A 14,328-nucleotide genomic window follows, 5' to 3' on the forward strand; every position below is an offset into this window, starting at 1 on the left:
GGAAGCGCCCTTGGGGTATTGCCTTCTGCCGAAGAAAACTAAGCGTTAGTGCAGGATAAGGAGCTTTGCTCCTTATCTGTACTAAATACTAGTAGCCACTTTTATATACTAGCGCTGTAATAAACTCTAATACTGGGTTTACAGCTAGAAAAGCAAAAATAGTTCCCACTGCAGCAAATCCAATGATTGTTCTAAGCGGAGTCGTTGCATTTGATACAAATACATGTCCGTCTTTATTAATTACCGGTTCTCTCATGAACATATATACTATTAGTTTTAAATAATAGTAACCGGCTATTGCCGAGTTTAGTGCCATGATAAGAGCAAGTACAGTATATCCACCTGTTACAGCAGAAGATATCATATATAGTTTACCCCAGAACAGTGCAAATGGAGGAAGACCAGCTAAACTTAGCATGAAAAGTCCCATAATTGTTGCAGCAACCGGTGCTGTTTGAATCATACCTGCAAACTTGTTATAACTGTGGTCTGAATTTTGGTGATCAGGCAGATGTTTCTGACGAGAAATCCAAAGCATACTAAATGCACCAAGGTTAGTGAAACTAAATAGTATCCAGTATAAGAAAAGTGCACTATTTGATTGAGTTGTACCAATTAAGATAGCAGCCATTACAAAACCTGCATGAGAGATTGAACTATATGCCAGCATTCTCTTAACATCAGTCTGAACTAATGCCCAGATATTTGCCATAGTCATTGTTACAACAACAACTATATAAAGAACTACCTCTAACCAAATCACTCCACTGTGAATTAAAAACTCAAACATTCTCATAGCAACGATAAACACTGCTATTTTTGGAACGATTGACATAAACCCAGCTAGTGATGCAGAAGAACCTTCATAAACATCAGGTGCCCATGTATGAAATGGTACAAGTGAAAGTTTAAATCCAAGTGCAGCTAAAATAAATACAACACCTACTAAAACAAAGCCCATATCAGCAAAACCATTAGCTCCTAGAACTGAAGCAATTTGATTAATCTCTATAGAACCTGTTAGAGCATAAAATACCATTGAACCAAAACTGAAGAAACCTGCAGCTAATGCACCCATAGTAAAGTACTTAACAGCAGCTTCAAAAGATTTGTCACGGTTATGCATAGCAATCATTGTATATAGAGCTAAAGACGCTGTCTCAAGTCCAACAAAGATCAGGATTAAGTTGTCCGTAGCAACCATGAACTGGAAACCGCCAAGCATAAATAAGAATAGTGCGAAAAACTCTGGGTAAGAAAATTCGTGGAATCTCTTATGAGTTAATGCTAATGGAATAAACAGCAATGACGCACCAACAATAATCAGTTGAGAAAGAATTGCTAAACCATCAATAAGCATTACATCAAAAACACCCATTACAGTACCGTTATCAGTAAACAGACCTGCAGTCTCTGCAACAGCACCTAAATCTAATAGTAAGAAAAGAATACTTATCATTACATATAGAGTTTTATCTAAGCCACCTTTAAATATATCAATAACTAAGATTAATAACGCACCGATGATAGGAATCAACATTGGTGCAAGAGTCATTAAATTTAATGACTCCAATGAAACGTTTACTGGCTCTAACATTAGTGTGCCTCCTGCGCTGAAGTTCTAGTAATTTTAACACCGTCTATAAGGTTAGGAATTCTAGATTTAGCTTCATCCGTTATAGATTTATCATGCATTAGCTGAATAACAGACTCGACTGAGTTGTTAATCGGATCTAATAAAGGCTTAGGATAAATACCTAACCAAATTGTAATAATTACTAAAGGAACTAAAGCAATAAGTTCTCTTTTATTTACATCTGGAAGATTTCTATTTTTTTCGTTTGTAACTTCACCAAAAAACATCTTTTTGTAAGCCGCTAGCATATAGATAGCACCAACAATGATAGCAATACCTGCTAATAGAGTTAAGATGTGTGATTGTTGATAAAATCCAAGAAGACTTAAAAACTCACCTACAAAGTTGATAGTCAATGGAAGACCGACTGAAGCCATCATCATAATACCAAAGATAGTAGCAAACCTAGGCATTACAGATGCTAAACCACCAAATTCACTCATCATCTTAGTATGTCTTCTATCATAGATAACACCTACAAGCAAGAACAGAGCACCTGAAACGACACCGTGAGCAATCATTAAGAATATTGAACCTGTAACACCTTCAACATTAAGAGCGAATGTACCAAGAATTATAACACCCATGTGTGATACTGAAGAGTAAGCAACAACTTGCTTTACATCTTCTTGTGCGTATGCAACCATAGCTGTGTATATAATCATGATAATAGCTAGAACTGCTATCGGAAACATGAAGAATACTGAAGCATCAGGGAACATTGGCAATGAAAAACGGATAAATGCATATGTACCCATTTTAAGTAATATAGCCGCTAGTATTACAGAACCGATAGTCGGTGCTTGACCGTGAGCATATGGTAACCATGTATGGAATGGAAACATTGGAACTTTGATCGCGAAACCAAAGAAAAATGCTACAAATAACCATAGCTGGAATGTCTCAGGCAATATCAGACGATACCAATCAAGAATTGCGAAACTCCATACACCAGTTGCTTGGTAGTAGAAATATGCCATGAAAAGCATACCGACTAACATTACCAATGAACCTGTAAATGTATATAAGAAGAATTTTACTGAAGCGTAAATTCTAAGTGGTCCACCCCATGCACCAATGATATATAACATTGGTACTAGAGAAAGTTCCCAGAATACATAAAATACAATAGCATCTAAAGCAACAAATACACCTACCATAGTCATCTGTAAGAACAGAAGCGTGATAATCATATTTTTAACATCTTTAGTATCAGTAAGTGACGCTATACCGATCATTGTAAAAAATGCTGCTAAGATAATAATAAATAGTGAAATACCATCTACACCTAAAATATAGTTAATTCCAAATGCAGGAACTAATGGTAACTGCTCCATAAACTGCATTCCAGATACATTTGAATCAAATGAGAACCACAGTAATAAAGAAAGAGAGAACTCTATAAATGCAACCGATACACCATAAGCACGTATACTGTCTTTAGCAACTGCAAATCCAAATATAGCTGCTACAGCTGGAAAGAAAATTAAAATCGATAAAATATTGTCTAACATCTATTGAACTCCTAAACCTGATAAAATTGTCTTAATTTCATCAGAATGTCTAACTGCAAGTCCAAAAACTACAGCTAGCGATAACAAAGCAACAAGACCTGCTACCATCCATTTAAGCATAGTAGACAGGTTACCACTCTGCATCGTTCTTGTATTTTCACCCGTTGCGTAGAATATGTTTGCTATTCCATCTACAGATGCATCTACAACTTTTTGGTCAACCTGTTTCCAGAAAACAGTAGAAAGCTCTCTATATGGTTTTACTAAATACTCTTCATAAAAATGAGGAATGTAGTATTGGTTAATCAATAACTTATATTTAAAGCTATTTTCCATTGCACTTGTTCCATCTGGAACTTTAATATCTTTACTCATATATTTTTTATAAGCAAAGTAGATAGCAGTGATTACAAATAACTGCGTACCTATTGTCATAATCCAGTATGTTGCAGCTGAGTGTACATGGTACTCTGTAGCTGGAAGAACCAGTGTTACATACTCAAAATAAGTTCCTTTAAGAGCTCCTGCAACCACAGCTAAAATAGCAAGTGGAGTCACTGCAACAAGCATAAACTTGTAAGCTTCGTGCGGGTGGTGGCCTAAAGCAGTATGACGATCTTCACCATGAAAGATCAGAGCAATAATTCTAAATGAATAGAATGCTGTTAAACCGGCAGTAGCTAAAAGAACACTATAAATAATAAAGTGATGATCTACAAACGCAACCTCTAAAATCAAATCTTTAGAGAAGAAACCTGCAAGTGGGAATATACCAGCTAGAGCAACAGATGCAAGAGTCATAAGAATCATTGTACCTTTCATTGTCTTGCCAAGAGCACCCATCTTAAATGGATCAAGTTCATCATGCATTGCGTGCATAACATTACCAGCACCAAGAAATAAAAGTGCTTTAAAGAATGCGTGAGCCATAAGGTGGAAAAGTGCAACCCAGTAAGCACCAAGACCAGCTGCTGCAAACATATAACCTAACTGAGATAGTGTAGAGTAAGCAATAACTCTCTTTATATCACGGTTAACAAGTGCCATTGTAGCTGCAAATATCGCAACAAATGCACCTAGAGATGCAATGAATAAACCAACATTAGGAATAAGGCTGTACAGCTCGTTTGAACGTACAACTAAGTAAACACCGGCTGTTACCATTGTTGCTGCGTGAATAAGTGCCGATACCGGAGTAGGACCTTCCATCGCATCTGCAAGCCAAGTATGTAGTGGAAACTGAGCTGATTTACCCATAGCACCAACAAATAAGAAAATACCAATCCATGTAAGTACATCAGTATCTAAACTTGGCATTGCTGCGAAAGCTTCGTGGTACTGAAGTGTACCAGTGTTCCAGTATACTAAGAAGATACCAATAAGCATTCCAAGGTCAGCAATACGGTTCATAATGAACGCTTCATTAGCTGCCCAAGTAGCGCTCTCTTTGTGGTACCAGAAACCAATAAGACCCCATGAACAAAGACCAACACCTTCCCAACCTATAAATAGACCTGCAAAGTTGTCACTCATAACAAGAACCATCATCGAGAAAACGAATGCTGATAACCAAGAGAAGAATCTGTTGAAACCTTTATCATGATCCATATAACCGATAGCATAAACATGTACTACAGTTGAAACTAAAGTAACAACCATCATCATAGTAACACTTACCTGATCAACGATAAAACCAAAAGGAATGTAAAGGTCACCAGTAGCCATCCAAGTCATCATCTCAACTTGAACATGCTGTCCACTAGTTAGTACAAATACTAAAAGAATTGTACTAGCTATCAGTGATAATCCTAGTAAAGCACTTGTAACAACACCCGTAATAAGTGTCTTAGGTTTTGCACCAAAAAGTGCAGCAAACAAAGAACCTACAAGTGGTGCGAATAGTGCTGTATATAGTAATACTTCCATATTTCTATCCTTTCATCGTTGACATTAAATCAAGGTCAATAGCATTATGTCGTTTGTGCCAAACAACAAGTAGACCAAGTCCTACAGCAACTTCTGAAGCAGCGATTGCAATTACAAAAAATGCAAACATCTGACCAGTAAGGTCACCGTAAAAGTGTGAAATCGCAGCAAAAGCGATATTAACAGAGTTCAGTAATATCTCAGTTGCGAAAAACAGCATTAGAAGGTTCTTTCTTCTCATTACACCTACCAAACCGATAGCGAATAAAATTGTAGAAAGTACAAGATAGTGGTTAAGTCCTATTTCCATCATGAAAGTACCTTTTTATTTGTTTCTTCTCTCATATCTTTAATCTCTGCATCACTCATAAGAGTAAGAGAAAGATCCATTTTCTTACCGGCTAAAACAATACCTGCAACCATTGCAACAAGTAACATTACAGCAGCAAGTTCAAAAGGAACTAAGTATTTAGTAAAAAGAACTATACCTATCTCTTGAGTATTACCCGCACCTTCTGTCATAGGATATAGAGCTGTAATATTCTCTCCTACGATTGGAGCAGCAAAAATTACAACAACTAAAACTGCAGAAATTGTAGCTAGACCAGTAACAAGATACTTATTACCACTCTTCTCTTTAACTTCTCTAGTCGTATCAAAGAACATCATACCAAACGCGTAAAGAGCCATTACAGCACCAGAATAAACAACAATCTGCACCGCACCTAAAAAGTCAGCACCTAAAATAAAGAAAAATGCTGATATAAAAATCATTCCTGCTGCTAATGCCGTTAGAGCATATAACGCTTGTGATGTTGTTACAGTAATGTAGAACATCGCTATCGTTAAAAAAGCAAACAAATAAAAAGCAATCGCTTCAAACATACCCAAACTCCTTAATATGCGAGAGGTGTTTTTTTAACACGCTCATCTTCATGTGGTGTGATAGCACCAAAACCTTCAAACTCAAGTTGAGTTCCGGCCTTCATCTTATCCAGTGGTGTAAGCATTCCTGCATAGTCAATAAAATGCTCTCTTTGCTCAGATGCATTTTCATACTCACCACCATGTGTAATAGCTAACTCTGGACAAACCTCTGCACAGTAACCACAGAAGATACAACGACCAAGATTGATTGTATATTCAGTAACTTCTTTACGAGAATTTTCATCTATTTTAGTGTCCATTCTAATACAGTTAGATATACAGATCTTTTCACAAAGTCCGCAGCCGATACATCTTTCAGCATCTGACTCCCATAATCTTTTCATCTCATGAACAGCACGGTATCTAGGACCTATTGGCATCTTTTCTGCAGGATAACTAACAGTATGGATATCAAATCTGATCATCTCACGCATAACAACCCATAGACCAACAAATAGTTCGCCTCTGAATGTTCTTTTTACTACTCTTACAAACTTACCCCATGGGTCAGTCGGATAATCTTCGATATCTACTTTAAAATATTCATTAGAGATATCTCTGTTATTAAATTGTTCATTTTTCATCATTACCCCCTTACATCAATACTATTGCAGTAACTAAGATGTTTAAAACTGCGATTGGCATTAATACTTTCCAACATAACCACATCAATTGATCCGGTCTTACATCTGGCCAAGCAGCTCTTGTCCATAAAAAGAAAAAGAAGAAAAATGCCATTTTAGCAAGTAGTCCTAATGCACCAAGAAGACTACCGTCTCCATATCCACCTAAGAAAATAAGTGGGATAACAAATGAGATAAAGAACATATTCGCATACTCACCAATGAAGAAAAGTCCCCATCTCATACCAGAATACTCAGTACCAAAACCATCAATGATCTCGTGGTCATTAGCAATAAGGTGGAATGGTGTACGACCAGTCTCAGCAAATGCAGCTATCCAAAATAGAATAAATGCTACAGGTTGAGTCCATATAATCCAATCAGTTATACCGCCTGCTTGATATTCATTGAAATCAATAAGCGATAAAGAACCAACCATCATAATCGGAGCTAAGATTGATAAACCAGTAACAACCTCATATGAGATAAATACAGCAGCACCACGAGCAGCAGAAATAAGTGCGAACTTATTTGCTGAAGCCATACCACCAAGAAGTGGACCATAAAGACCAACACCCATAATTCCAAGGATATATAAAATACCAATATTAATGTCAGCAACTATTGGATGTACTTCATATCCAAAAATTGTGAATGATGGTAAAAATGGAATCGCAGCAGCAGCCATAAATGCTGTAGCAGCAGTAATAACCGGTGCTATCTTAAATATAGGAGCTACTACATTAGTTGGGATAATATCCTCTTTTGTAAAAAGTTTTACACCATCCGCTGCTACTTGAAGTAATCCGTAAGGACCAACATTCATTGGTCCAAGACGACGCTGCATAAATGCAAGGATTTTACGCTCAAAGTAAGTTCCTATCCCCGCTAGTGCAGAAAAGACAAGTAAAACTACAACGATTTTTATAACCGTTTCAATTAAATATGCTGTTTCCATATATTACACCTTTTCAATCGAAGCTGTTGCAAAACGGTATCCGCTAAACAAAGCCTCTGAATTTATTTTAGAATCAAATGTTGGTAGTACTGCTATATCACCGGCAATTTTATTATCACTTACGATATTAACAATAATCTCTCCACTATTACTCTTCACTCTCACACTATCCCCTTCATTTAGTTCTGATTGACTTAAGAACTCTTCACTCATGTAAAGACCGGCAATCTCATCAAGATTAGTCGTTTTATTTGTGAAATCAGTGAACTGTCTTACTGGATTTGCAAGATAAATCAGAGTTCCTTCTAACTTATCTTCACTAAATGGTTCTACATTTTGGTTAGTGCTTCTTTTAATTTTTACATTCTCAAGAAGATATCCTCTAACTTCTGTTCCATCATTTTCATAATGGTTTGGTAAGTTATCAAATGCAACTGTATTAAAACCTACTGCTGTTGGAAGAGAAGCTGTATAATCGATTACGTTTTCAGAATTCATTCCAAGCTCATTAGCTATATCATTTAATTCATAACCTTTATACGCTAATGCAGCATTAGTAGGATTAACTCTTTTGTTTATAGAAGTAAGCGTACCTTCTTGTTGATTGATAGCAGGCATATCTAAATCGCCATTACCTAAAGCAGATAGAGTAAAATCTCCTTTAGTGTTATAACCAACACTGTATGCACCTTTCTCATCATCAAGTTCACAGATAAGTGCTACACCTAAAGAGTTAGTTAGTGGTGGAATCATAGTAAGTTCAATATCACTACATTTCTCTACTAAACCAACAAGTCTAGCTATATTTTTAGCATTTGGATGGTTGTAAAGATCCGCTCCAACCACCATTGCAAAGGTATCTTTTTTACTTAGATTTTTATTCAATGCATCCATGAAACCGTCATCAGCACCTAAAATCTCTAGAAGACGGTTATCATCAACCTGAACTTCTTTAGAAACTTTTTTAGGAACTATTTTAGATTTTTCTACTTCTACTTCTTCCTCTTCGCCTGTCTCTTCGTTAACTTTCATTTCTTTAACGATTTCAACTATTGTTTCTTTAATAGTCTCTTCAACAGTGATTGTTTTCTCAGAGTGAAAACTCTCTAAATACTCAACTACTTTCTTAGGTAGTTTTTCTTTATCAGCAAATAAATCTAAAATAAGATAAAGAGCAGCTTCTTCTTGAAGTGGCGCATGCTTAACTGTTATGATGCTTTTTCCAAGACCTTCAATGATAGGATCTTGTAAAGGGTGAAAATAAAGACCAGCACCTTTGTTTACAGTCATTGAGTTATTTAGTGCATATCTAGCATTTGGATTGTCACTTTTTAGTGCTGTTCCTAAAGAGATAACAAAGTTGGAGTTGTGAGTAGCTTTTAGGTCATTTCCATAAAGCATAGTTCCACTTATCTCACTATAGTTTCTCAAGAAAGTTTGAAAAGATTTAGCTTCACTGTTTACAAGCTTATATCCGTGCTTCTCTTTTAAAGTTTGAAGTACATAAGCTTCTTCGTTTGTAATAGTTGAAGTAAACTCAATTGTATCAGCCTTTTTGAAAGCTTCTATAGCAGATGCAAATGCTGTTTCATCTTTAGCTTCAACTCTGTTCTCATAATCAAACCCATATCTACCTGCACCACAAAGTGATACATAGTTCCACTCATTCATAACACGGTAGATTTTATCTGTATCATCGTTAACACTTGTGTGTTTAACATCGTAAGAGATTTGACATCCGGCAGAACAGTGACCACAAGTAGCAGGAACTTGACTTAGTTCCCATGCATTTGATTTATACATAAAGTGAGTATCAACTAAAGCACCAACTGGACAAACAGCAGCACACTCACCACAACTTGTACAGTCAAGAACATCAGTTCCATTAGTTAAACCTATTACTGACTTGTTAAGCTTATTCCACATTGCATATGCATCTTTTGGCATAGTATCTTTAAACTCAGCCTCTAATGCATCAGCTCCACGAGGAATCGTCTTAAGCGAGTTATCACCTATCATATCTTTACATGCAGTAGCACATCTTTCACAAACAATACATAAGCCCGGATCATAGTGAAGATGTCCCCAATCATGAGAACTTCTATCTACATCTTTTACCGAATAACTTTGTGCGTCTACGCCCATCTCTAACGTATAGTTTTGTAGTTCACACTCACCTGATTGATCACAAACACCACATTGAAGAGGATGATTCACATCATACACTTCCATGATTGCACGGCGCTCTTTTTCAATATTTTCAGTTGTAGTTGTAATATTCATGCCATCTTTGCTTTTTGCATTACAAGCATAAACCTGTTTGCCGTCAGCTTCAACAAGACAAATACGACAAGCAAGTGTCGGACTACATCTTGTTAAGTAACATATGGCTGGTATAAAGATATCATTAGCACGAGCGGCGTTAAGTATAAACTCACCCTCTTGTGTCTCGACTTCTTTTCCGTCAATATTTATAGTAATTTTACTCATTATACTACTCTCACTATTTTGGATTTTTCAAATCTATATCTACTAGCATCTACTACATCATCAAATGTAGGGTTCAATGCTATTGTGCCTTTTAACTCTCTGTCAAGCTTAAACTCTCTTGTTACAGTTTTAGATCCGAAACTTATTTCAACTCTATCACCATCTGCAATCTTAGCTGCAGAAGCAAATTGAGCAGAACCTCTAAGAGTGTTGTCACGCTCTAGTTGTTCTGTTTTATTTGTATAAGCGTTAAACTGTAAAACAGGATTAGCATGATATATAATTGTACCATTGAATTCAGGTAAATCATCAACTTCATCAAGTTTACCCTTAGCTTCACAATTTACTTCATCTAGAAAATAACCTCTATTGTCATCACCGTAAGGAGATAAGAAGTTTTCAAGAGAATCAAAAGCTATATCTTTAAAACCTGCTTCTTTGTTTAACTTATTAGTATAATCAACTGTATTTGCACTTTCAACACCACATGCACTAGCTACATCATTTAATGTATAACCATCAAAGCTTACAGCGACATTTGTCGGAAGTACTTTGTTGTCTATATTAACAAAAGTTCCCTCTTGCTGATTTAAAGATGGTACTGCAAGGTTTGCATAAGACAGAGATGAAATAATAAAGTTACCTTTTGCATTGTAACCTACTACATCAATTATGTCTTCATCTTTATCTAAATCACAAATCAGAGATGCACCAAGAGTGTTTACTTCACTTGGAACTACTACTAAAGAAAAGTCACTATATTTTTCAATCATAGCTGCAAGTTTTGCAATATTGTCTGAACGCTTATGGGCAATAAGATCATTACCTACAATCAGTACACGGTTTTTTGCTCTTGTAAATGATTTCATCATTTGAGCAATTTCTTCATCACCAATATTACTCTCAGCTTCAAGATAACCTAAATCAAGATCATTAAAGAAAGCTCTCTCATCATCAGACAAGTCAGCATCTGAGAGTATAGCATTTGCAAGAAGTGCCATAACACCCTCTTCTGTACCGACTTCATACTTCATAAGCTGAGTAACAGTGTTTTGCATTAGAGCGTCTTCCATTGGGTGAGCGTAAACTATTCTAGCTCCGTTATGTTTAGCCGCAGTTGTAAGTGCATATCTGACAGCAGGATTATCAGTAGCTATTCTGCTTCCAATAACAATCGCTGCGTCTGATTGCTTAATCGCATCCAGTGAACCGCTATGGTGAAGTTTTCCACTTACACTACTGTATGCTCTCGTAAACTCTTGGTATTTTCTTGCATCTTCATTGAATAACTTAATATCAAATTTCTCTTTTAAAAGTTGTAAGATATGAGCTTCTTCATTTGTGATCATTGAAGAAAAACGAATAGCTTTTGCTTCTTTTACTGCTTTAACAGCCTTATGAAATGCTGATTCATCTTTAGTCTCTTTATTATCAAAGTCAAAACCAAAACGACCCGCACCACAAAGCGATGTGAACTCAAAGTTATTTTTAACTCTATAGATAGAGTCATTACCATTTATTCCAACATGTCTTGTTTCATACTCTAAAGAACAACCTGCAGAACAGTGAGCACATGTAGCAGGTACACGACTAAGCTCCCATGCATTTGCACTATATTTAAAGTTAGAACTAACTAATGCACCAACCGGACATACTGCGATACACTCTCCACAGAAAGTACAATCAAGAACATCCGAATTTTTAGGAATTATTGTCGAGCTATATCCACCAAATTGAACATCTATAGCATCATCACCGATCACTTCATTACATACGTGAACACATTTCTCACATAAAATACATAGAGACGGGTCATAATTAATTAATCCCCAATCTTTAGTCTCACGTGACTGATCACGAGCAGAAAAGTTTTGTCTAGAAACATCAAACTCTAAAGTTTTATTTTGTAGATCACACTCTCCCGATTTGTCACAAACACCACATTCTAGAGGATGATTTACACCATACAGCTTCATAATGTTTGTACGTTCAGTATCTAACTCTGTTGTGTTAGTTTTAATCTCAATGCCTTGGGTTGGAGGAGTATTACACGAAAGTATAAAACCTTCAACTCCCTCAGCCTCTACAACACACATACGACAAGATGCACAAGGCGTTGTCTTAGAGATATAACACATAGTCGGGATGTAGATATCATGTCTGCGGGCTACAGTTAAAATAGTCTCGCCTTTTTTAGCTTCTACAGAGATACCGTCAATTTTAAAATTAATCAAATCACTCATATATCCCCTCCCTTATGTTGCTATCATAGCGATGTAGTAACAACGCATACAGCGGTCAGCTTCGCTCATCGCTTCTTCTTGTGTGAAACCCAAATTTACTTCTTTGTTGTTGTCTTTACGAACATCAACAGCAAGTTTCTCACTCTCTTGTCTTGGTAAGCCCGGAAGCCAACCTTGAACTTTCTCTTTCTTATCATAAACCTTCAGTTTACGTAAGTGATCTTCCATGATCTCATCATCAGTTAGAGATATTTCTCCTGTTTCCATGAATCTTGACATTACAGAAGCTGCACGCTTAGCTTGACCAACTGCATTAACAATAGTCATCGGACCGTATTCACAATCTCCAGATGCAAAAACACCTTTACGAGATGTCATATAGTCTTTACCGTTTGTCTTGATAGTTCCCCAAGATGTCATTTCCATTTCCCATTCTTCTGGAAGAAGAGCTAGATCAGCTGACTGAGAAACTGCCGGAATTAAGAAGTCTGTTTCAATAGTATAAGATGCACCTTCTATTTTCTCTAAGTTAGGGCGCCCACCATCTGGATCTGGTACAAGTTCAAACTTATCAATTAATAAAGATTTTAAAACATCATTTTCATCAACCATAGTATTAACTGCCGAATGGAAAAGGAATTCAACACCCTCTTCTACCGCTTCATGATACTCTTCATAGGTCGTATTTCTAATAATAGTCTTCTCATCACGACGATAAATCATGTAAACTTTTTTAGCATTAGCGCGAATAGCACAACGAACAACGTCCATAGATGTGAATCCACCACCTACACAAACTACTGTCTTACCAGTCAAGTCTACTGCTTCACCAATCTCATACTTATCCCAAAGATTAATCTGGTCAAGCATCTCGATAGCTGACCAGTAACCTTCGATTTCAGGTCTTTCGTTATCACAGCGAACTTTTTTAGAGATACGAGTACCTGTAGCAACCATAGTTGTGTCATACTCTGTCTCAAATCTTCTCATATCATCTGCATTGATTTTAGTGTTAGTTATAAAATTAACACCCATATCTCTTACGCATTCGATATCTTGATTGTACTTATCAATCGGCATTCTGTATTCAGGTACACCAACTGCAACTTCACCACCAAGAACAGGAAGTTCTTCATAAACATCTACCTGAGTCCCCTCAGATGCAAGATAATAAGCTGTAGTTAAACCTGCAGGACCTGCCCCGATAACTGCAACTTTTTTGCCATTGCTTGGTTGTTTTTCCATTGGATGGAAGAAACCAAAACCATGGTCAGTTTCATAATCTGCCCCAAGACGCTTAAGTTCCATAATAGCGATAGGCTCATCAAGATTTGTTCTTCTACAAGCATCTTCACATGGATGCGGACAAACACGACCACAAACGTGAGCTAATGGCATTGTTTGACGAGTAGCTTGAAGAGAGTCATCAAACCTTAAATCTCTTACACCTTCAATATAACCTGGAATATCAACATGTGCCGGGCACATATCAGTACAAGGTGCTGTAATTTTTGCAATATAACCAACTTCATCGTTATAGTGTTTAGACGGTTTTTGATTGTTTATACAATCCATGAACTCATCTTCAAAATGAGTCATTAAATCAATAATAGGATTTGGAACAGTTTTACCAATCTCACATTTTGAAGTGATTTGCATACTTTTACCGATCTCTTTTAAGTGGTCCATATCAGCTACAGAACCTTCACCACGAGCAATCTTATCTAGTTGGTCATATAGAATACGTCCACCCCATCTTCCAGGTGCACATCTTCCACAAGCTTCAGAGTACACTTGGTACTGCGCAGCATATTCCATAGCTAGACGAATTACGTCAACGTCCTCATTGAATAGTGAAACACCATCCCAGCCGATAAAGGCTTTAGAGTCACGATGATCATCGTAAGTTGCAGGTAGATTATAAGCTGATTCTTCCCACTCTTCTTGGGGTTTGCCAACATTGTTAACCAGCTCACCATTCCAAGTAGAAAAATATACTTTACTCAAAATT

10 protein-coding genes are annotated in these 14,328 nt (G+C 36.7%); all 10 read right to left on the reverse strand.

What is annotated here, in order from left to right:
• Nucleotides 1–88: 88 nt before the first annotated feature.
• The 10 genes from nuoN to ABZC13_RS04540 are packed head-to-tail and all read right to left on the reverse strand — an operon-like array spanning nt 89 to nt 14,324.
• Nucleotides 89–1,597: an NADH-quinone oxidoreductase subunit NuoN gene (nuoN, locus tag ABZC13_RS04495; protein WP_373000721.1), complete on the reverse strand. Its 1,509-nt coding sequence runs from the start codon at nt 1,595–1,597 to the stop codon at nt 89–91.
• Nucleotides 1,597–3,150, reverse strand: coding sequence for an NADH-quinone oxidoreductase subunit M (locus tag ABZC13_RS04500; protein WP_373000723.1), 1,554 nt, complete (start codon nt 3,148–3,150; stop codon nt 1,597–1,599). The genes nuoN and ABZC13_RS04500 overlap by 1 nt, the downstream gene beginning before the upstream one ends.
• Nucleotides 3,151–5,076, reverse strand: coding sequence for an NADH-quinone oxidoreductase subunit L (gene nuoL, locus ABZC13_RS04505; RefSeq protein ID WP_373000726.1), 1,926 nt, complete (start codon nt 5,074–5,076; stop codon nt 3,151–3,153).
• Between the two features lie 4 nt (nt 5,077–5,080).
• On the reverse strand, nt 5,081–5,389 hold the full coding sequence (nuoK, locus tag ABZC13_RS04510) for an NADH-quinone oxidoreductase subunit NuoK (protein ID WP_321267786.1): 309 nt from the start codon (nt 5,387–5,389) through the stop codon (nt 5,081–5,083).
• Complete coding sequence (locus tag ABZC13_RS04515; protein WP_373000729.1) at nt 5,386–5,961, reverse strand: NADH-quinone oxidoreductase subunit J; 576 nt, start codon at nt 5,959–5,961, stop codon at nt 5,386–5,388. Before ABZC13_RS04515 ends, nuoK begins: the two co-directional genes overlap by 4 nt.
• Nucleotides 5,962–5,972: 11 nt before the next feature.
• On the reverse strand, nt 5,973–6,587 hold the full coding sequence (gene nuoI / locus ABZC13_RS04520; RefSeq protein WP_373000732.1) for an NADH-quinone oxidoreductase subunit NuoI: 615 nt from the start codon (nt 6,585–6,587) through the stop codon (nt 5,973–5,975).
• A gap of 10 nt (nt 6,588–6,597) precedes the next feature.
• Nucleotides 6,598–7,584 carry an NADH-quinone oxidoreductase subunit NuoH gene (nuoH, locus tag ABZC13_RS04525; protein WP_373000735.1) on the reverse strand — a complete coding sequence of 329 codons (987 nt, stop codon included), beginning with the start codon at nt 7,582–7,584 and terminating at the stop codon, nt 6,598–6,600.
• Between the two features lie 3 nt (nt 7,585–7,587).
• Nucleotides 7,588–10,074, reverse strand: coding sequence for an NADH-quinone oxidoreductase subunit G (locus tag ABZC13_RS04530; protein ID WP_373000738.1), 2,487 nt, complete (start codon nt 10,072–10,074; stop codon nt 7,588–7,590).
• Nucleotides 10,074–12,317, reverse strand: a complete 2,244-nt coding sequence (locus ABZC13_RS04535) for an NADH-quinone oxidoreductase subunit G (RefSeq protein WP_373000741.1) — start codon at nt 12,315–12,317, stop codon at nt 10,074–10,076. The genes ABZC13_RS04530 and ABZC13_RS04535 overlap by 1 nt, the downstream gene beginning before the upstream one ends.
• Before the next feature lie 12 nt (nt 12,318–12,329).
• A complete protein-coding gene (locus tag ABZC13_RS04540; RefSeq protein ID WP_373000744.1) occupies nt 12,330–14,324 on the reverse strand; it encodes an FAD-dependent oxidoreductase in 1,995 nt (664 codons plus the stop codon).
• Between the last annotated feature and the right edge of the window lie 4 nt (nt 14,325–14,328).

Origin of the sequence: Sulfurimonas sp. (assembly GCF_041563035.1) — a bacterium.
Lineage (GTDB): Bacteria > Campylobacterota > Campylobacteria > Campylobacterales > Sulfurimonadaceae > Sulfurimonas.

What these genes read in the sequence shown, in the direction of transcription:
- nuoL (WP_373000726.1), bottom strand. Translation starts at nt 5,076, where the DNA reads ATGGAAGTATTACTATATACAGCACTATTCGCACCACTTGTAGGTTCT.
- nuoN (WP_373000721.1), bottom strand. Translation starts at nt 1,597, where the DNA reads ATGTTAGAGCCAGTAAACGTTTCATTGGAGTCATTAAATTTAATGACT.
- nuoI (WP_373000732.1), bottom strand. Translation starts at nt 6,587, where the DNA reads ATGAAAAATGAACAATTTAATAACAGAGATATCTCTAATGAATATTTT.
- ABZC13_RS04500 (WP_373000723.1), bottom strand. Translation starts at nt 3,150, where the DNA reads ATGTTAGACAATATTTTATCGATTTTAATTTTCTTTCCAGCTGTAGCA.
- ABZC13_RS04530 (WP_373000738.1), bottom strand. Translation starts at nt 10,074, where the DNA reads ATGAGTAAAATTACTATAAATATTGACGGAAAAGAAGTCGAGACACAA.
- nuoK (WP_321267786.1), bottom strand. Translation starts at nt 5,389, where the DNA reads ATGATGGAAATAGGACTTAACCACTATCTTGTACTTTCTACAATTTTA.
- nuoH (WP_373000735.1), bottom strand. Translation starts at nt 7,584, where the DNA reads ATGGAAACAGCATATTTAATTGAAACGGTTATAAAAATCGTTGTAGTT.
- ABZC13_RS04515 (WP_373000729.1), bottom strand. Translation starts at nt 5,961, where the DNA reads ATGTTTGAAGCGATTGCTTTTTATTTGTTTGCTTTTTTAACGATAGCG.
- ABZC13_RS04535 (WP_373000741.1), bottom strand. Translation starts at nt 12,317, where the DNA reads ATGAGTGATTTGATTAATTTTAAAATTGACGGTATCTCTGTAGAAGCT.